Origin of the sequence: Pseudomonas crudilactis, assembly GCF_013433315.1 — a bacterium.
GTDB lineage: Bacteria > Pseudomonadota > Gammaproteobacteria > Pseudomonadales > Pseudomonadaceae > Aquipseudomonas > Aquipseudomonas crudilactis.
In genome coordinates, this window is sequence record NZ_WXVV01000007.1 from 162,129 (window position 1) to 181,272 (window position 19,144).

The 19,144-nt window shown below is 61.2% G+C and carries 15 protein-coding genes; all 15 read right to left on the reverse strand.

Annotation, left to right across the window (positions count from 1 at the left end):
* Positions 1–37 precede the first annotated feature (37 nt).
* Positions 38–1,090 carry a pseudaminic acid synthase gene (gene pseI / locus GTU76_RS10070; protein WP_180698539.1) on the reverse strand — a complete coding sequence of 351 codons (1,053 nt, stop codon included), beginning with the start codon at positions 1,088–1,090 and terminating at the stop codon, positions 38–40.
* A complete protein-coding gene (pseG, locus tag GTU76_RS10075) occupies positions 1,083–2,588 on the reverse strand; it encodes a UDP-2,4-diacetamido-2,4,6-trideoxy-beta-L-altropyranose hydrolase (RefSeq protein ID WP_180698540.1) in 1,506 nt (501 codons plus the stop codon). Before pseG ends, pseI begins: the two co-directional genes overlap by 8 nt.
* Positions 2,585–3,280 carry a pseudaminic acid cytidylyltransferase gene (gene pseF / locus GTU76_RS10080; RefSeq protein WP_180698541.1) on the reverse strand — a complete coding sequence of 232 codons (696 nt, stop codon included), beginning with the start codon at positions 3,278–3,280 and terminating at the stop codon, positions 2,585–2,587. The genes pseG and pseF overlap by 4 nt, the downstream gene beginning before the upstream one ends.
* The gene (locus GTU76_RS10085; protein WP_180698542.1) at positions 3,277–3,897 is read right to left on the reverse strand and encodes a pseudaminic acid biosynthesis-associated methylase; all 621 of its coding nucleotides are present in this window, start codon (positions 3,895–3,897) and stop codon (positions 3,277–3,279) included. Before GTU76_RS10085 ends, pseF begins: the two co-directional genes overlap by 4 nt.
* 31 nt (positions 3,898–3,928) lie before the next feature.
* Positions 3,929–5,086, reverse strand: coding sequence for a UDP-4-amino-4,6-dideoxy-N-acetyl-beta-L-altrosamine transaminase (pseC, locus tag GTU76_RS10090; protein ID WP_180698543.1), 1,158 nt, complete (start codon positions 5,084–5,086; stop codon positions 3,929–3,931).
* Entirely contained in the window at positions 5,083–6,084 is a 1,002-nt protein-coding gene (gene pseB / locus GTU76_RS10095; protein ID WP_016984286.1) for a UDP-N-acetylglucosamine 4,6-dehydratase (inverting), read from the reverse strand. The genes pseC and pseB overlap by 4 nt, the downstream gene beginning before the upstream one ends.
* 30 nt (positions 6,085–6,114) lie before the next feature.
* Positions 6,115–9,039 carry a TIGR00180 family glycosyltransferase gene (locus GTU76_RS10100; RefSeq protein ID WP_180698544.1) on the reverse strand — a complete coding sequence of 975 codons (2,925 nt, stop codon included), beginning with the start codon at positions 9,037–9,039 and terminating at the stop codon, positions 6,115–6,117.
* Positions 9,040–9,088: 49 nt separating this feature from the next.
* On the reverse strand, positions 9,089–9,817 hold the full coding sequence (locus GTU76_RS10105) for a cephalosporin hydroxylase family protein (RefSeq protein ID WP_180698545.1): 729 nt from the start codon (positions 9,815–9,817) through the stop codon (positions 9,089–9,091).
* A 29-nt stretch (positions 9,818–9,846) separates the two neighbouring features.
* Entirely contained in the window at positions 9,847–10,512 is a 666-nt protein-coding gene (locus GTU76_RS10110; protein ID WP_016984283.1) for an acetyltransferase, read from the reverse strand.
* Positions 10,509–11,630 carry a DegT/DnrJ/EryC1/StrS family aminotransferase gene (locus GTU76_RS10115; protein ID WP_180698546.1) on the reverse strand — a complete coding sequence of 374 codons (1,122 nt, stop codon included), beginning with the start codon at positions 11,628–11,630 and terminating at the stop codon, positions 10,509–10,511. The genes GTU76_RS10110 and GTU76_RS10115 overlap by 4 nt, the downstream gene beginning before the upstream one ends.
* Positions 11,627–12,853 carry a class I SAM-dependent methyltransferase gene (locus tag GTU76_RS10120; protein WP_180698547.1) on the reverse strand — a complete coding sequence of 409 codons (1,227 nt, stop codon included), beginning with the start codon at positions 12,851–12,853 and terminating at the stop codon, positions 11,627–11,629. The genes GTU76_RS10115 and GTU76_RS10120 overlap by 4 nt, the downstream gene beginning before the upstream one ends.
* Positions 12,850–13,410 (reverse strand): dTDP-4-dehydrorhamnose 3,5-epimerase family protein, encoded by a 561-nt coding sequence (locus tag GTU76_RS10125; protein ID WP_180698548.1) that lies wholly within the window; start codon positions 13,408–13,410, stop codon positions 12,850–12,852. The genes GTU76_RS10120 and GTU76_RS10125 overlap by 4 nt, the downstream gene beginning before the upstream one ends.
* Entirely contained in the window at positions 13,407–14,489 is a 1,083-nt protein-coding gene (gene rfbG / locus GTU76_RS10130; protein ID WP_122844916.1) for a CDP-glucose 4,6-dehydratase, read from the reverse strand. Before rfbG ends, GTU76_RS10125 begins: the two co-directional genes overlap by 4 nt.
* Entirely contained in the window at positions 14,471–15,244 is a 774-nt protein-coding gene (gene rfbF, locus GTU76_RS10135; RefSeq protein ID WP_016984278.1) for a glucose-1-phosphate cytidylyltransferase, read from the reverse strand. The genes rfbG and rfbF overlap by 19 nt, the downstream gene beginning before the upstream one ends.
* A 255-nt stretch (positions 15,245–15,499) precedes the next feature.
* On the reverse strand, positions 15,500–19,093 hold the full coding sequence (locus GTU76_RS10140) for a glycosyltransferase (RefSeq protein ID WP_180698549.1): 3,594 nt from the start codon (positions 19,091–19,093) through the stop codon (positions 15,500–15,502).
* Between the last annotated feature and the right edge of the window lie 51 nt (positions 19,094–19,144).

A 19,144-nucleotide genomic window follows, 5' to 3' on the forward strand; every position in this document is an offset into this window, starting at 1 on the left:
CAGGTCACGCTATTTTGCCGAATCGGTGCAGATCGGGTTATTCGACCAACGACCAGTCCAGCGGTGTGCCGCGCTTGATCGGCGCGCGCGCGCGGCGGCCGAGGACGGCGTCGGTGTGCTTGGGCGGCAGACCGAGACCCGGGCGAATGGCGCGCAGATTGTCCCCGGTAAAGGTGTCACCGGCGGCCATGTCGGCGGTGACGTACAGCGAACGGCGATAGACCAGCGACTTACGCTCAGCCTCTGTGACACCGTAATGCACCTGGCCCATGGCTTGCCAGGCACGCTCGGTTTCCACCACCAGACTGGCCATTTCCGCCGGCTCCAGCGAGAAACTGGCATCCACCCCGCCTGCTGAACGGTCGAGGGTGAAGTGTTTTTCCACCACGGTCGCACCGAGCGCCACGGCCGCCACAGACACACCGACACCCATCGAGTGATCAGACAGCCCGACCTCGCAACCGAACAACTCACGCAGATGCGCGATCGTGCGTACGTTGCTGTTAAGCGGTGTCGCCGGATAAGTGCTGGTGCATTTGAGCAGCACCAGGTCCTTGCAGCCTGCCTCGCGGGCGGCGCGTACTGCTTCATCCAGCTCAGCGATGCTGGCCATGCCGGTGGAGATGATCAGCGGTTTGCCGGTGGCCGCCACACGGCGGATCAACGGCAAGTCAGTGTTTTCGAAACTGGCGATCTTATACGCCGGCACATCAAGGCTTTCGAGAAAGTCCACCGCGCTGTCATCGAACGGCGTGGAAAAGGCGAGCATGCCCAATTCTTTGGCACGGGCGAAAATCGGCGCATGCCATTCCCACGGTGTATGAGCTTTTTCATACAAATCGTAGAGCGAAGTACCCGCCCACAGACTGCCCGGATCCTTGATGAAGAATTCGCCTTCAGCCAGGTCCAGCGTCATGGTTTCGGCGGTGTAGGTTTGCAGTTTCAAGGCATGCGCACCGGCCTTGGCCGCTGCCTCGACAATCTGCAGGGCAAGGTCCAGCGACTGGTTATGGTTGCCGCTCATCTCGGCGATGATGAAGGGCGGCGCGTCGGCGCCGATCAAGCGGTTGCCGATCTTGAAACTAGTCATGCGGGTGATCCTTCAAAACACGGGTGAACGCACAGGCACTCTGGGTGAACCCGGCGTCACGAAACACATTCAACGAGGGACGATTGTCCGGCAATACCCGAGCGGTAATGACCGTCAGTTGCGGCCAGTGCGCGGCAACAAATACCTCGCCACGGGCCAATAGCGCCCTGCCCCACCCCAGGCCCATCCGCCGTTCGAGCAAGTAAATCGAGACTTCGGCTTCAAACCCACGCAGGTCATAACGCACAACGCCGACCGCGCCGTCGTCCGCCTCGGCGATCAGCAGCAGGCGCTGCGGATTGCGCAAGCTCGCCGTCAGCCAGTTCAGGTGCTGCGGCCAATCGATCACGCCGCTGTCCAGCGACCAGCGCCGTACCGTTTCGGCATTGCGCCCATCGAACAGTAACTGCGCATCGTCCAGCGTCGCCGCGCGCACCTTGAGCACGGCACCGGCCAGTGCCGCCGCGACACGCTCGGCACCGCGCCCGTCGACCAGTTGCCGCGAGCGCTCGGCCAGACTCTGGCGCAAATAGTGATTGCCGGTGACAAAGCCGATGGCATCACGCAACTGCTCGACACTGACCTGCTCACGGGCGCCCATGAACACATGCGCGCCGGCTGCCGCCATGACTTCGCCGTTGGCCTGCTGATTGTTCGACACGGCAATACAGATCGTCGGCAGCCCCATCGCTGCCCGCTCCCAACTGGTGCCGCCACCGGCACCAATAAACAGATCAGCTTCGGTCATGCGCTGGTAGAAGTCGCTGACAAAACTGTGCAGACGCCAGTTCGGCCTTGTCTCGCATAAGGCCTGCATCTGCGCCCATGCCGGATTGTCGGCGCCAGCGACGAAGTCCACCTGCAACTCGGCAAAATCGGCCAGCGCGAGCATCGCGTGGTGGGTTTGCCGCGCGGCATCGAAACCGCCGAAGTTGACCAATACCCGTCGGGCCCGGTCTTTGATCTCGATGGCCGGGCAGCGGAATTCTTCACGCAACATGGCATAGCGTGGGCCGAGCAAGGTGCGGCAACCTTCTGGCAACAACGCTTGATAACTCTCGTACAGGCCCGAGAGATTCTGATTGAGCAACAGATCGACGCTGTAGCGCCGCGTGGCAAGATCATCCACTGCCGCAATTCGTGGCGCCCACTGTCGAGCAGCCGTCTGCCATTGGTGATCGAGGCCGTAGTGATCGACGATGACCCAGTCAAACTCGGCCTGACCTTCAAGCTGCATGCCCAACGCGTCGATGTCGGCCTGCCACGGCAACATCGATTCGATGGCCTGCTGTGGGTCTTCAGCGGCGTAGCGTTCAGGCAACGCAAACGTTTCGAAGCCCTCGGCGTTCAATGCATCCAGGCGATGCCCCGGCAAGCACCGGCAGGCAAACGCGACGTGGCTGCCCTGCGCGCGCAACACGCGCGCCAGCGTCAGGCAACGGGCAATGTGGCCGCTGCCGATGGTGGGCGAGGCGTCGGCACGAATCAAAACTCTCATTGCAACTCTCCCCCGGCCTTGAGCGCAGCGTAAAGGTATTCGGCGCGTTTCCAGTCTTCAGGGGTGTCGATGTCCTGCACCAGATGGAGGGGCAGAATCACCGGCAGGCTGGCGGGCGAATAGAGCACTTCGCCACGCAGCCACGCTGCACTGCGCCCCCAGTAAAACTGGCCAGCGTCCTGAAACGCTTCGGGCAGGTCCTGGGAGCGAGTCTCGCGAAATTCGGGATACAGCGCGGTCAAGGCGCCCTGTTCGTCCAGCGTCAGCGCACGCTGCACCGGAAAACCAAAACCGCACACGGAGAACGCGAAGGACTTGTCTGGACGTTGCTCAAGCAACTCGATGCCCTGGCGCAGATAACGTGCCTGCAACAGCGGCGCCGTGGCGTACACACAACAGGCGTAATCAAAGGCCGGCAGTTGCTGCAAGGCGTGCACGATCACCGCCGCGGTGCCGGTGTAGTCATCGGCCAGCGCCGCCGGACGCATGAAGGGCACCTGCGCACCGTGCGCTCGCGCCACATCGGCAATCTCGGCATCGTCGGTGCTGACCACCACCTGCTCGAACAAACCTGAATCCAGCGCCGTGCGGATCGAACGAACAATCATCGGCACGCCATCGAACGGCAAGAGATTCTTGCGCGGGATGCGCTTGCTGCCGCCACGGGCCGGGATGATTGCGACGTTACTCAAGGGCGTTTTTCCAGCAGAAACCAAGTGATGTCGTCCGCCGGGAATTGCGGATCGCGATGATAGACAAAACCATAATCGAGCAGATGCAGATCGGCATAGCGATCAAGCATCTCGCCGGCGAAATCACGTTTGAACAGCTTGCCGCTGTTGCCACGATAAGTCACTTCTACCGGCGCCGGATTGTAATACTCGGCGATCAGAATGTAGCGCTGACTCAACTCATACAACTGCGCATAAGCCGTCGGCAACAGCTGCGGTGCGAGGTGAATCAGCACACCCTTGCTCAATGTCAGGTCGTAGCGGCGTTCGCGTGGAAAATCGAACAGTGAGCCATGCCAGATCTGTGCAATGTCCAGCGCACGTGCCTGAGCACAGGCGTTGTCGTTGATCTCGACGCCGAATAGCTCACAGCGTGGCAACAGTTGATGCAACGCCTGCAAATTGTTGCCGACGTTAGTCCCCAGTTCTACCAGACTTTCGATACCTGCGGCGCGGCTGAGCGCGTTGGCAAACAACGCCTGGTTCGCCGCCATCAGCGGCTGACCCGCATTGCGCTCGACGTACTGGTTACCGAAGTCGCCCTGCCAGAACTTTTCCTGCTCACTCAACTGACGCATTGCAGATACTCATCCGTCGCCGCAGTGGCAATTATTCGGTCAGCCGACGCAATTGCTCGACCACGTAATCCTGTTGCTCATCGCTCAGCAGCGGGAACAGCGGCAGGCTGATCGCCTCGGCGTAATAACGCTCGGCTTCGGGGAAATCGCCCTCGGCGAAACCCAGGTCGCGGTAGTACGGCTGCAAGTGCACAGGAATGTAATGCAGATTCACGCCAATACCGGCACTGCGCAAGCCCTCAAACACCTGACGGTGACTGAGGCTGATGCGATCGGTCTGCAAGCGAATCACATACAGATGCCAAGCCGACTCTGCCTCAGGCTGAAGGCTGGGCAACGTCACCGGCAAATACGCCAGCAGGCGATCGTAACGCGCCGCCAGTTCGCGACGCCGGGCGATGAAGTCGTCGAGTTTGCTCAGTTGCGACAAACCCAGCGCGGCTTGCAGATCGGTAATCCGGTAATTGAAGCCCAGCTCGATCTGCTGGTAATACCACGGGCCGTGGCTCGGCTCGGTCATCTGCTGCGGATCGCGGGTCATGCCGTGGCTGCGCAAACGCTGCAAGCGCTCGGCCAGTTGCGGGCGGTTGGTCAGCACCATACCGCCTTCGGCACTGGTGATGATCTTCACCGGATGAAAACTGAACACCGTCATCGCCGCAAACTCGCCACACCCCACCGGGCGTCCTGCGTATGACGCACCGACCGCATGAGAAGCATCTTCGATCACGGTGAAGTTGTAGCGTTCGGCCAGTTGCGCAATGCGGCGCATGTCGCAGCTCTGCCCGGAGAACGCCACCGCCACCAGTACTTTCGGCAAGGCGCCGTCCTGTTCGGCCTGATCGAGTTTCGCTTCGAGGGCGAAGGCATCGAGGTTCCAGGTCAGCGGATCGATGTCGACGAAGTCAACGTCGGCACCGCAATAACGTCCACAGTTGGCCGAGGCGAGAAAGGTGTTCGGGGTTGTCCACAAACGATCGCCCGGCCCCAAGCCTGCCGCCAGGCAAGCAATGTGCAGCGCCGCCGTGGCGTTGCACACCGCAACGGCGAAGTCCGCCTGGCAACGTTCGGCCAGCGCCTGCTCGAAGCGCTCGATGCTCGGTCCCTGGGTCAGCCAGTCCGATTGCAGCACTTCGACGACCGCATCGATGTCTGCCTGATCGACGCTTTGCCGACCGTAGGGAATCATACCGAGAGCTTCGCGTGCAGGTCGGTGATCTGCCCGACCGAGAGGAAATGCGGATTGGTGTCGGAGCGGTATTCGAAATCCTCGCTCACGGCACGCCCCTGCTCGCCAAGATTGTCGACGGCAAAATCGACATCGACGCTGGTAAAGCGAATCGACGGCTGAATGGTGTAGTGATCCGCAAACTCCAGGGTCATGCGCGCATCGTCCAGCGGCACCATCAGCTCATGGAGCTTTTCGCCGGGACGAATGCCGACGTTCTTGTGCGGCAGATGTTCAGCCATGCCGCGCGCCAGATCGACGATGCGGATCGACGGAATCTTCGGCACGAACACTTCACCACCGTGCATGCGCGCAAAGCTGTCGAGCACGAACTGCACGCCGTGGTCGAGGGTGATCCAGAACCGCGTCATGCGCTCGTCAGTGATCGGCAGCTCCTGTGCGCCGTCGCTGATCAGCTTGCTGAAAAACGGCACTACCGAGCCACGGGAGCCGGCGACGTTGCCGTAGCGCACCACGGCAAAACGGGTTTGCTGCTCGCCGGCAATGTTGTTGGCAGCGACGAATAATTTGTCCGAGAGCAACTTGGTTGCGCCGTACAGGTTGATCGGACTGGCCGCCTTGTCGGTGGACAACGCCACGACTTTTTTCACGCCGTTATCGATGGCGGCGGCGATGATGTTCTCCGCGCCATTGACGTTGGTGCGAATGCATTCGGTCGGGTTGTATTCCGCCGCCGGCACTTGCTTCAGCGCGGCGGCGTGCACGACGTAGTCGATGCCGCGCATGGCCTGACGCAGACGATCGGCATCGCGCACGTCACCGATGAAGTAACGCATGCATGGCGCGTTGAACGTCTGCTGCATTTCATACTGCTTCAGTTCATCACGGGAAAACACCACCACGCGCTTGGGCTGGTATTGCTCCAGCAGGCGGGCGATGAATTTGCGCCCGAACGAGCCGGTGCCGCCGGAGATGAAAATCGATTTACCGTTGAACATGTCTGAATTCCTGTGTCCTGTTCGCCAGGCTTAGCCGAGCAATTGCGCCCAATTGATCGGGGCACTTTCACCCAGGGTAAAACCTTTGCCGGTCAGCGCCAGGTTGGCGTTGTACGCCGGATCCTGGGCAAACGCCGCGCTCCACTTCTCACGCAATGCCGCCAATGCTTCAGGGGCTTGCGGCAACTCGCCGGTGTGCAAGACCTGCACCAGCGGTGTCCACACGGTGAGGTAACCAGCCTGCCCGGCCTTGAGACACAGATCGACATCGCTGAAGCCGGCGGCGAAGGTCACGTCGTCCAGGCCACCCAGCGCTTCGAACAAGTCCTTGCGCACCATCAGGCACGCCTTCGACACCGCCGAGTAGTTCTGCTCGACCGCCAAGCGCTGCATGTAACCCTCGTTAGCGTGTTTCTCGCCGATGAAGGCCGAAGCTACCCCGTCGTTCAATCCGAGAATCAAACCTGCCTGAGAGATCTTGCCGTCGCGGTCCACCAGTTTGGCACCGACGATACCGACCTCAGGACGCTGGCCGTGATTGAGCAACGACTCGATCCAGTTCGGGTTGACCACTTCACTGTCGGTGGCCAGCAGCACCAGATATTCGCCCTGCGCCTGCTGACTGGCCGCGTTGTACAGCGCCACTTGATCAAGCGGACGATCAACCTGCAGCACGCGCACTTTGGCGTTGTGCAGCGTTCCCAGCCAATCATTGATCTCGGCCGACGGGTTCGAGCCGACCGCAATCAACAGCTCATAGCGGGTGTAACGGGTTCTGAGCAGCACGCCATCCAGGCAGCGTTTCAGTGCGGCAAGATCGTCGCCGGCGGAGACAATTACCGAGACCAGCGGCCGCTCGGCATGACGATAGTCAATCTGCCAGGTGCCTGGCTGCGTCGAAGTGACCTGAGCCTTGTAACCACGATTGCCCAAGTGCCGCAGCAGCGCCTGACGCTCGTGAGGATTTTCTTCCAGCACCGGCGCCCGGGTGATCAGCAGTGGCTCATCGAGATGGGCCAGACCGTCGAGACCACCCTCCTCGATGATGCGCAGCAGTACATCCAGCTCAAGCGCCTTGCTGAAATCGGCCTGATAACCGCCGAGCCCTGTCAGCACTTCGCGACGAATCAACCAGTGCCGTGCCATCAGTGACGGAACGCTTTGCAGCAGATCCAGGTTGAAGCCCGGGCGGAACAGATCGACCAGAGCCCCGTTTTCCTGGCGCTGGATTTCATCCGTGGCAACCGCACGCACACCCGGCGCAGCCATCAGTTCCAGACCGGCACGCAACAGGCCGGCAGCCGTGAACTCTTCACCCGCCTCAACCAGCAGCAACCAGTCGCTGGTCGATTGATTAACGCTCTGGTTGAGCTTGTCGACGAAGTTGCCTTGGGTCACTCGCACAAAGTGCAGGGTATTTTGTGCAGTGGTTGCCGCCGGCGGTTCACCGGTGGTGAACACCACGACCTTGAAGGCTTTGCTGTGGCCTTCGAGCAAGCTGTCCAGGGAGATTTGCAACTTGTCGATGTCGTTGTCCAGATCGAGCAGGAAGATGCCGAACTGCGGACCGCCGGCATTGTCTGCCAGGTGACGGGCAATCGCCGTGGCCTGCTCGGTATCCGGCGCACGCGCGGCGAGCCACTCGAGCAGGCGGCCGGTGAGCATCTTGGCGAATGTCGGCTGATGCCCTTCGAGCAACACCGCGTCCAGACGCGCGACCCAATCGCGCAGCACTGGCGCGTCGTCTTCCTCGTCCAGCGGTTGCAATTGCACGAGCAGTTGCTTGATCACCGCGCGATTGAACACGTTGGCGTCGTGCGCCTGCCACAAGCGGTCGAGCACACTTTCCGGGGTGTCATTGTTGCGTGCCAGCATCAGGCTCTGCTGGCGAGCCCAGATACCTTCCAGCTCTTTGAGCTGAACGCGTCCGGCCGGCATCGCGTGCAACAGAAACTCGAATTGCGTCAGTTGATCGAAAAACACCTGGTTATAGAAAGGCATTTCCACGTATTGCTTCGGCCCGAACCGACGCTGCGGGCCGGACTCGATATCGATCCAGGTCGATTCGAAGATCAACTCGGCGGTGAGTGCCCGGTAGGTCCGCAGGCTTTCGGCCAGCGTGGCAAAACTCTTCAGGGCAAACTGTTTGCCCTGCTGTGGATCCTGATGCTGAAGCTGGGTCGGCAACGACGCGAGGAACTCGGCAAACGCTTCGCGCCCGGCCACGTTCTTGGCGTCCATATAGGCCAGCGTGTGATAGATCTCGGTGTTGTGATCGGACTGCTCGTAGTTGATTTCGCGCACGACATACGGGATTGGCAGAATCCGCACCTTGCCCCGGGCCAGCATGTACCAGGTGTGACCGACTTCCTGCCACTGGAAGATCGTGTCTTGCGGCATGGCGGCGTACCAGTCGCGCAAGATCGCCGTACGCTGCACGGCGTAGAACGGCGGCAGGTACTGCTGCATGTAATCGAGCAAGCGCTCCTCGGCCTGATCGGCCGAGTAGTCTTCGCAGACTTTCTTGTCACGGCGGTAGTAATTGACGCTGTTGGCCAATGCCAGATACATCAGGCTGTAGCCATGGCACAGGCTGTAATCAGGGTTGGCATCCATGAATGCCACGGCTTCGTACAGGGCTTCATGCACCAGGAAGTCATCGTCGGCGGCAAACACCATGTAAGGCGTTTGCAGTTGCTCGACACCGTAAGCCAGCTTGGCGCGAATACCCCAGTAGCCGAACTGCGGCAAGTGCTGATAATCCACGCGGGTGAATTCCTCGGGAATGCCCTGCAGCGCCACCGCCGATGAATCGAGCACCAGAATTCTGCACGGCAGGCTGCTGTAGAAGCGAATGGCTCTACGCAGAAACGCCGGGCGTTCGTGAGAGATCAGCACAACCGTCAACTGTTCGTTGAGTGCCAGATCGGTTCCTGAAATGTTCTTGCCTTGCATATATTCCCCACAAGCGGCGCGTCGCCGAAAACCCATCGTTGTTTGTCGATTAACGCACGCGGCGCAGATAACCATCCGGCGCGACAGTGATCAGCAATTTGCTGTGGATCGACTGATCGATCTCGAAATCGCGGTTCTCTTCCAGGTAGGCCCACACCGCGGTTTTCGGGTTGTCACCCTTGCCCCATGGACGATCCGGGAACGCATCGGCCGGCATGTCTTCAACGACGGTGTCCATGACCACGCAATAGCTGCCCACCGACACCAGTGGTGCATACAGGCGAAGCTCTTCGAGGACGTGCTCGTGGGTGTGGTTGGAGTCCAGCACCACCAGCACTTTTTTGCCCTGCACACGCTCGCGCACCTGATCGACGATGCTGCTATCGATGCTCGAACCCTGGATCATGCTGATGCGTTTGAACATCGGGTGCGCTTCGATGGCTTCGCGGTTGTGCTCGCGGATATCGATGTCGATGCCCAGTACTTCGCCGTGGCCGATCAGTTCCAGGATCGAGGCGTAAAACACCAGCGAACCGCCGTGGGCGATGCCCGTCTCGACGATCACGTCCGGGCGCAGGTTCCAGATGATTTCCTGCATCGCGACCATGTCCTGCGGGAACTGAATGATCGGCCGGCCCATCCAGCTGAAGTTGTAGGTGTACTTGTGCTTGGCCGTGGTGCCGACCCAGTCCAGGGACTCGGTTTGCAGGGCCTTGTCGTTCTGCAGGCCTTCGATGTTGGCTTTTACTTCTTCGCGAAACTGTTCATGCGGATTCATTGCAACTCTCCAAAAATTCGGGAAACGGCTTACCTGAACACCCTGGCGTCCGGGTAAGGCACTGCGTTGGTCTTGATGATCCTGGCGGGATTGCCCGCCACGACCGAAAAATCCGGAACATCTTTGGTCACGACCGCACCGGCACCGATGGTCACCCAGCGACCGATGCGCAGGCGCGGCAGGATCGTGGCGTTGGTGCCGATAAAGGTCCCGTCACCGATTTCCACGCAACCGGCGATACACACGCCCGGCGCCATGAACACCGAATGGCCGATCTGCCCCTCATGCCCCACGACACTGCCGGCACTGATGCTGGTGTTGTCGCCCAGTGTCACCTCGGCCTGCATCAGCACGCCTTCCTGCAGATAACTGCCCTGCCCCATGCGGATCATGCTCAGGTCGATACCCGGATGAACGAACTGGCCAAGACGTGCACCGGCATCCACCAGCTGACAGGTGGTTTCGTAGCGTAACCGCGTACTGCCGGTGATCAGATTGACGAAGCGCACGTCCTCGCCATTGAGTTCGCCGACAAGTTCGCAACCACCGAGCACCGGCACCCCGTAGAACAGCGTGCCGTGCTTGCGCGGATCGTTGTCGAGGAAGGCGAATTCGACGTTCGGCGTGCTGCGCTTGACGGCGTGCAGCATGCGCACCGCTTCCGGGTTGGCGGCCCCCAGCAAATACAGCTTCACACTGTGTGCCTGTGAGCCAGCAGATCCAGCACCACTTGCACCACGCGCTGTTGATCGGCGTCGGTCATGTCGTGATAGCTCGGCAGGTTGAAGGCGCGCTCGGGCAAGGCAAACGCCAGCGGCGTGTCGACCGCGTATTCGCTGAACATCGGCAGCGACGACAGCGGCCAGAAAAACACCCGGGCGTCGATGTCGGCGGCCTGGAAGGCGGCAATCATTTGCTCGCGGTCGATGCCGGTGGCGGCATCGAACACCACGGTCGGCATCCAGTAGCCATTGCGAGCATGGGCCGGTTCGGGATTGAGCGACACACCCGGTACGCCTTCGAGCGCTCGCGCGTAGTTGGCAAAAATCGCCCGCTTGCGCTCGATCAACTCGTCGATTCGCTCGACCTGGGCGCAGCCAACGGCGGCCTGCAGATTGCTCATTTTGTATTTGAAACCGACAAACTCCGGCCAGAACTGTTTAGTGCAACCCGCCACACGCCCATGGTTGGACAGGGTCAGAACACGCTCATACAAAGCTTTGTCGGACGTGACGAACATGCCGCCCTCACCGGTGGTCATGGTCTTGGTGCCATGAAACGAAAAAGCGCCGAAAGCCCCCAGCGAACCGGCAGCCTGGCCGCGCCATTGCGAGCCGATGGCTTCCGCCGCGTCTTCGATCACCGGGATGCCGAACTCGTCGCCGATGGCGAGCAGTGCGTCCATGTCACACAGGTTGCCGTACAAATGCACGGCGAGAATCGCCTTGGTGCGCGGGCTGATCGCCTTTCTGACTTGTTGCGGATCCAGGCACCAGCTATCCGCCAGAACATCGACGAACACCGGCGTGGCGCCCAGGTAAGTGATCGGCGCCGCCGAGGCAATCCAGTTGGTGTTGGCCAGGATCACTTCATCGCCAGCTCCCACGCCCAGGGCGGCCATGCCCATGTGCAGCGCGCCGGTGCAGCTGGAGGTGGCGATGGCGTAGGTGGCGCCCAGATGCTCGGCAAAGCCGTGCTCGAAACGTGTCAGGTATTCGTAGCAACGTGCGCCCCAGCCGTTTTGTACGGCGTCCAGGGCGTACTGCGCTTCGAGTTCGCCAACGCTGGGTTTGGTGTAATGAATTCTGCTCATTGGATGATCAACTCCGGAACGGCGACGACAAAGCGTGCGCCCCATGCCTTGGCCGCAGACAGTTGCTGCGTCACTTCGCTTAACAGGTTCCACGGCAACACCAGAATGTAGTCCGGCTGCTCCTGAGCAATCCGCGCAGGTGCAACAATCGGAATGCGGCTGCCCGGCAAGCATTTGCCCTGTTTGTGCGGGTTGGCATCAGCCACCCAGGCCAACAGATCCGGTTTGACCCCGGCATAGTTGAGCAAGGTATTACCCTTGGCCGCCGCGCCATAACCGACCACCCGTTTGCCGTCAGCCTTGGCCTGCAACAGGAAGCGCAGCAGCTCGTGCTTGATGCGTTCAGCGGCGGGCGCGAGGGTCGCGTAGTACTCGGCGGTTTTCACCCCGGCATCGAGTTCGGCCTGCAACTGTTGCTGCACCGTTGGCTGCACCGGGCGACGCTCGCCGTCCTTGCGCTGCACGAACACCCGCAATGATCCGCCGTGGGTGCTCAACTGGCTGACGTCGAACACTTCCAGGCCATTGCGCTCGCACAGCGTCTGCACGGCAGTCAGCGACAGGTAGGAATAATGTTCGTGGTACAGCGTGTCGAACTGCGCGCCGGCCATCAGCGTCAGCAGTTGCGGGAATTCGAAAGTGGCCACGCCGGCTGGCTTGAGCAACGTCGCGAAACCACCGAGGAAATCATTGATGTCCGGCACATGCGCAAGCACGTTGTTGGCCGCCATCAAATCGGCGCCCCAGCCTTCGCTTTGCAACTGCGCGGCGGTGTCGCGACCGAAGAACAACTCACGAATCTGCAGACCTTTCGCGCGCGCCGCTTGTGCGGTGCTGCGTGTCGGCTCGACGCCGAGGCACGGAATACCGCGACCGGCTACGTACTGCAGCAGGTAACCGTCGTTGGCGGCGATTTCCACCACGCGGCTGTCGGCAGTCAGGCCGAAGCGCTCGACCATCTCGGCGACATAGCACTCAGCATGGGCCAGCCAGGTGCTGGAGAACGAACTGAAATAGGCGTACTCGGCGTCGAACAGGCTGTCGGCGCTGGTGTAATCCTCGGTCTGTACCAGCCAGCATTGCTGGCACACCGCGATCTTCAGCGGCACCCACTGCTCGGCCTGCTCCAGGCGATCAGCGTGGACGTAGGCGTTGGACGGCGGCGAGGTGCCAAGGTCGATCAGCGGCAGGCTCAGCGGTGCGGCGCACCCACGGCAGTTCATAGACGCACTCCAGCAAAGTGTTGATCGAACGCGGGATGGCTGGAATCACGCGCTGACAAATTATTGACAGGCAACGGCCAGGCAATTGCCAGCCGTGGATCGTTCACCGACAGACCGCCCTCGTGTTCCGGCGCGTAATCGGCGCTGTGCAGGTAGAGCAATTCGGCATCTTCAGTGAGGGTCTGGAAACCATGAGCGAAACCGGCCGGTATCAACAGGCTGCGGCCATCGCCGGCCTTCAGGTGCTCGGCGTGCCAGTGCAGAAACGTCGCGGAGTCAGGACGCAGATCCACCGCCACGTCCCACACTTCACCGCGCAGGCAGGTGATCAGTTTGGCTTCCGGGGCGTTGCCATTCTGATAATGCAGACCGCGCACACTGCCCTTCTCGCGGGTGCAGGAATGGTTGATCTGGCGGATATGGAATTCGCTGCCGAACGCACTCAGGCTGCCTTCGCAGAACAGCCGGGCGAAGTGCCCGCGCTGATCTTCGAAACGCTTGTGCTGGACGCTGAACAATCCGGCCAGCGGCAACGCTTTCAGAGAAAACTCACTCACAGCGCGCCTCGGTACAGGTTCAATTGGCCGAGGGTGACGTTGCGCATGTCATCGCCGTTCTGCCACGCCAGGTGCCAGTCGAGGGTCTGGGTCAGGCATGCCTGCAAGGTCCAGCGTGGTTGCCAGCCCAGCAGTTGACGTGCGCGGCTGCTGTCCAAACGCAGCAGGCCCGCCTCGTGCAGTTCGCTTTTCTCGATGCGCAAACCGCGCGCCTGCGGCCAGCGACTGGCGAGCAATTCGACCACTTCGCCAACGCTGCACATGTCCGCCTCGCCCGGGCCGAAGTTCCACGCCCCGGCGTATTCCGGACCTTGTTCGTAGAGGCCAGCGGCCAGTTGCAGATAACCGGCCAAAGGTTCCAGCGCGTGCTGCCATGGGCGCACGGCTTGCGGATAGCGCAGGGTCACCGGCTCGTCGGCGGTCCAGGCCTTGAGCACGTCGGGAATCAGTCGCTCTGGGGCAAAATCACCGCCGCCCAAGACGTTGCCGGCACGCGCCGTGGCCAAGGCCAGACCGTGCTCAGCGTATTTGTCCGCCGGAAAGAATGACGCGGCATAAGACTGCGCCAACAGTTCGCAGCAAGCCTTGCTGCTGCTGTAAGGATCATGGCCACCAAGGGCTTCGTCTTCGCGGTACGGCCACAGCCATTCCTTGTTGGCGTAGACCTTGTCGGTGGTCACCAGCACACAGGCGCGCACGCAGCCGACCTGACGAATCGCTTCAAGCAGGTTCAGCGTGCCCATGACGTTGCTGGAGTAAGTGCCGAGCGGATCGCGATAGCCTTCACGCACCAGCGGTTGAGCCGCCAGGTGCAAAACAATCTCCGGCTCAGTGTCGGCGATGATTTCCAGCAAGGCGCCAAGATCCCGCAGGTCACCGCGCTGATCATTGATGCCTTCGTGCACCCGCGCCAATTCAAACAGGCTCGGCTCGGTCGACGGATCGAGGGAAAAACCGCTGACTTGCGCGCCGAGGCTTTGCAGCCACAGGGTCAGCCAACTGCCTTTGAAACCGGTGTGCCCGGTGACGAGGACGCGTTTGCCGCGCCAGAAATCCGCACTCAGTCCCATTGCTTCCATGGGGCCTCCCCGCTCTGCCACAGGGCTTCGAGATGGTTCTTGTCGCGCAGGGTGTCCATGGGCTGCCAGAAACCGTCGTGCTGAAACGCCATCAACTCACCGCGGGCGGCCAGTCCGTCCAGCGGGCCGGACTCCCACGACGTCGAATCGCCTTCGATCAGCGGCAGGACCTTGGGCGACAGCACGAAAAAGCCGCCGTTGATCCAGCCACCGTCGCCGCGTGGCTTCTCGGTGAAACCCAGCACCCGGTCACCTTCGCGATCCAGCGCGCCGTAGCGGCCCGGCGGTTGTACGGCGGTGACGGTGGCCAGTTTGCCGTGAGTCAGGTGGAAATCGACCAATGCGCTGATGTTCAAATCGGAAACGCCGTCGCCATAGGTGAAGCAGAAGGCTTCTTCATTTTCCAGATAGCGCGCGGCTCGCCCCAGGCGGCCACCGGTCATGGTTTCTTCACCGGTATCGATCAGCGTCACGCGCCATGGCTCGCTGTAATTCTGGTGAACGTCCATGCGATTTTCACGCATGTCGAAGGTCACATCGGAGGTGTGCAGGAAGTAGTTGGCGAAGAAGTCCTTGATCGCGTACCCCTTGTAGCCCAGGCAAATCACGAAATCGTGAATCCCGTGGGCGGAGTACTGCTTCATGATGTGCCAGAGAATTGGCTTGCCGCCAATCTCGATCATTGGCTTGGGCTTGAGGTGCGACTCTTCACTGATGCGCGTGCCCAGACCACCCGCCAAAATAACTGCCTTCATCCTCTCCCCTCTCGTTCGTCACAGGGCTGCGCATCGCTTTCTTGAGCGTTGCGGCCTTCTGGCTAAACCTTTCTGCCGTTTCGGGCGCAGGGGCAATGACCGCGAGCGCTCGTTTTATGGCGATTTGAGGGGGACTTGCAGGAAACGCGCCAGCTCGGTGCGCTACGTGTCGCAGGACGTGCAGCCATGAAAAAAGGGATGAATCCGTCACCGGACTCATCCCTTTCATCGAGCTGTTTCAACGATTGGAACCGGTCAGTCCGCCAGCCAGCCATTCTCCCAGTAGCGCAGGTTATCGCCACGCAGCACGTAATCGCGCAGCACCACCTCACGCAACTCATCGCCCATGCGGTAGCTGGCATCCGGATCGGCCAGGTGCATGCGAATCGCCTGCAGCCACTCATCGGTGGTGTTGGTCTTGACCCGCGTGCACGGCAGGTAGCCGCGATAGGCTTCGGTGTCAGTGCAGATCACCGGGTAGCCGCACGCGCCGTACTCCAGCAGCCGCAGGTTGCTCTTGCAGTCGTTGAAGATGTGGAACTCCAGCGGTGCGAGGGCCAGATCAAGGTTGAGGCTGGCCAGTTTCGCCGGATACACGTCGAGCGGGATCACCCCGTGGAACTCATGCATGTACGGACGCAGGTCATCCGGGCACATGCCGAAGAACACCCAGTCGACTTCATTGGCCAGTTCGCGAACCACCTCGGCGATCACGGCCAGGTCGCCGTGGTGGCTGGTGCCACCGCCCCAACCGACCCGAGGCTTCTTCGACGTGCGCCGCTGGCTGCGCAGATTGCTCCAGAGGTCTTTGGCGAGCATGTTCGGCACCACACGAATGTCGTGGTGCATGTCCGACAGCGCATTGGCCAGTGGCTGAGTCGACACGACCACCCGATCACAGAGGCCGATCGCTCGACGCACCATGCGCTCCATGTCCTGCTTGCTCGGCATGTTGCGGATGTGGGCATTGCGATGAGGAACGTCGATGACATAGTCATCCAGTTCGAAAATACGCCGGGCGCTGAAATACTTCTTCAGCGGCGGAATTTCATCGATGGCGTGCTCCGAGTAGCGCCCCTGCAGCACGATCACGTCGGGGGCCTGACGCTCGATTTCGACGATCGACGGCAAGCCGTAGCAGATGCGCCCCTCGACCCGGTTGGCCGCCTCCAGCTCGATCATCGGCTGGCTCATGCGGTAATGGCCGATGGCAGACGCGTTGATCGGCACCACGAGCACGTTGGGCAGACTCGACCTGGAAAACGCACTCCAGCCGGTCAGCAGACCCGGTTCGAGGCTAAAGTTGCTGGCCCCGATCCCCTGTAGCGCAAGATTGACGTTGTAGGCCGGATCGCGCGCAATCTGCGGCAACCAGCGCTGGTAAAACGCATCCTGCTCGCGCTCGTGCTGTTGTTGCTCTTCGCTTGTTGCCACGGCGACCGGGCGCGTGCCCACAGCCAGCCGGGCATGCGGATTCCACACCACCAGATAACCTTCGCGACCGACCCGCAGGCACAGATCGACGACGTTGTAGGCGACCTTCAAGTCCTGTTCGTCGAGCCCCGCGACCTCCTCGAAGACCGACTTGCGAACCATCAGGCAGTCACCGCCGACAGCGCTCAGATCCTGCACCGCCTGCAGCCGGAACATATAGCCCTCCGATTGCATCGGTTGACCAAAGAACGGCAAACCGGCCGGCCCCTGCAAGCCGAGAATCAGGCCGGCATGCAACACCCCGCCGTCCGGGTCGAACAACTTGGCGCCGACCACCCCGACTTCGGGGCGCTGCGCATGATTGAGCAATTCGTCGAGCCAATCGGCTTGCGTGATCACCGCAAAAGCGTTGAGCAGCAACACATACTCGCCACGCGCCTGGCTCACGGCAAAGTTGTGAATGGCGGCGGGGTTGTGCTTTTGCGGGTAGCGCAACACACGAATCAGGTCACTGCCCAATTGCTCCATGCCGTCGAGCCAGGTCAGCGCCTCGGCGCTTTCGCTGCCGCTGTCGACCAAGAGAATTTCGTACTCGGTATAAGCGGTCTTTTCCAGCAGCGTTTCGACACACCGCTGCAAGGCCGCCGTCTGATCCTGAGCGACGATGATCACCGACACCAGCGGGCGTCGGGCATGGCGATAGTCGACCCGGTTGAGCAGTTCACTGCCCTCGCGTCGAGTCTCGTAGGCAATCCCCAAGCGCTGCAGATGCGCATCGAGCACCCGTGGATTCTGTTCCAGGACACCCGGGTCGGTAAGCCATTGGGACAGGTCGAATTTCGATTCAAGCAACACTTCGGCGACGTGCCCGATCACTTGAGTGCCGTCGCTCTCGACCATGCGCCATAGCAGGTCGTGAGGCGCCAGTTGGGCAAAGTCAGGCGTCAGGCCGCCCAACTCCAGAACCCGCTCGCGCTTGAACGCCAGCGCCCGCCCGACGTAGGGATAGCTGCGCATGAGGTCGAGGTTGAAATCCGGCTTGAACGCAGGCTCTGCCGACTCACCACTGCGCAGACTGCCTTCGTCGCTGTACAGGCAGGTGAAGGACCGCGAATGCGCGATGCGGTCAGCCATGATCAGCAACGCCGTGGCCACCGGCCGATCACCGGGTTGCAGCAGGTAGAACCAGTCGGCGCCTTCCAGTTGCGGCAGCAAGCTATTGAGCTGCTCCAGCCCGTCGTCTTGCAGCGGCAGGCGAAACACGCGCCCATCCAGCTCCGCTTCGGCACAGGACGCGGACAGGACCAGCACCAATTCCGCCGGGTAATCCTGATTGGCGAGGGCCTCCAGCGTACGTTCCACACCGGCGCGACTGCCTTTGTCGTCGATGATGACCGGCACTATTCGCGGCTGGTGCGACCAACCGGCGATGGTTTCCGGCAGCATCTTGCGCTGCCCTTCGGTCAGCACCCGGCACGCCAGCCATTGCGCATAGAGTTCGCCGAAACTCAGGCTGTCCACCCCGACGCCACACTCCTGGCGGCTCTGCCGGGAACCCAGGGTGCGACTCAACGGCAGCTCATCCCAAACCCTAGGCGACTCATCAGCCTTTGCCAGCGGGATGTAACGCACCCAGCCTGGCGCCGGCGCCGACTCACCGTTGCGGACCTTGAGCATTTGCGAGAGCCACTCGCGCTCGACGTCCATCGCGTCTTTCATCGGTTGCTGCGCACTCAGCCGCTCCGGATAAAGACGCTCGGCGCTCAGCACGTTGTTGGACACCGCCAGGTTGCCGCGTCGCAGCAGGCAGATATACAAGGCAAAATCCAGGCTCGCGACGAAGCCGCCGCCCTCCTCGGTCAATGCCGGCAGCAGCTCGGCAACGTCCGCGCGGCGAAACAGCGCGTTGCTGAAACCGCCGAGTACGTTGACCGGGAATTTTTCAAAGATCGCCAGTAAATCGTCGCCCTTGAACAGGCCACTGACCGGCGACAGCGAGGTGTTTTCCAGACGCGCAGGCAGGATGATGTCGTTCGCGTCCCAGAGCAGTCGCTGCGCCAGCACCAGGCTGACCTCTGCACGGCGCATCTCGTGCGCCTGCTGCTCGATACAGGCGGAATACAGCAGATCATCGTCACACAGAAACTTGATGAACTCGCCCTGCGCCTGATCCAGGCAGGCTTTCAGATTGCCGACCAGGCCCAACGTGCGCGGGTTGCGGACATAACGGACGGCGACGCCGCTCTCCTCGCCGACATTCGAGACGATGTTTTCGATCTCGACGCCACGACTGTCATCGCAAACGATGATCTCCAGATGGCCATAGCCTTGACCGACAGCGCTGCGCAACGCTCGCTCGAAAAAGCGTGGATTGAAGGCGGGAATGACAAGGCTGACGAGAGGGAGTGAATTCACGGCGGGCTCACAGGCGGTACGAGCCCGCTCGGTAAAGCGAGCCCTGGAAAC

What these genes read in the sequence shown, in the direction of transcription:
- GTU76_RS10105 (WP_180698545.1), bottom strand. Translation starts at nt 9,817, where the DNA reads ATGAATCCGCATGAACAGTTTCGCGAAGAAGTAAAAGCCAACATCGAA.
- GTU76_RS10085 (WP_180698542.1), bottom strand. Translation starts at nt 3,897, where the DNA reads ATGCGTCAGTTGAGTGAGCAGGAAAAGTTCTGGCAGGGCGACTTCGGT.
- rfbG (WP_122844916.1), bottom strand. Translation starts at nt 14,489, where the DNA reads ATGGAAGCAATGGGACTGAGTGCGGATTTCTGGCGCGGCAAACGCGTC.
- GTU76_RS10115 (WP_180698546.1), bottom strand. Translation starts at nt 11,630, where the DNA reads ATGAGCAGAATTCATTACACCAAACCCAGCGTTGGCGAACTCGAAGCG.
- pseB (WP_016984286.1), bottom strand. Translation starts at nt 6,084, where the DNA reads ATGTTCAACGGTAAATCGATTTTCATCTCCGGCGGCACCGGCTCGTTC.
- GTU76_RS10100 (WP_180698544.1), bottom strand. Translation starts at nt 9,039, where the DNA reads ATGCAAGGCAAGAACATTTCAGGAACCGATCTGGCACTCAACGAACAG.
- rfbF (WP_016984278.1), bottom strand. Translation starts at nt 15,244, where the DNA reads ATGAAGGCAGTTATTTTGGCGGGTGGTCTGGGCACGCGCATCAGTGAA.
- pseC (WP_180698543.1), bottom strand. Translation starts at nt 5,086, where the DNA reads ATGATTCCCTACGGTCGGCAAAGCGTCGATCAGGCAGACATCGATGCG.
- pseG (WP_180698540.1), bottom strand. Translation starts at nt 2,588, where the DNA reads ATGAGAGTTTTGATTCGTGCCGACGCCTCGCCCACCATCGGCAGCGGC.
- pseI (WP_180698539.1), bottom strand. Translation starts at nt 1,090, where the DNA reads ATGACTAGTTTCAAGATCGGCAACCGCTTGATCGGCGCCGACGCGCCG.
- GTU76_RS10120 (WP_180698547.1), bottom strand. Translation starts at nt 12,853, where the DNA reads ATGAACTGCCGTGGGTGCGCCGCACCGCTGAGCCTGCCGCTGATCGAC.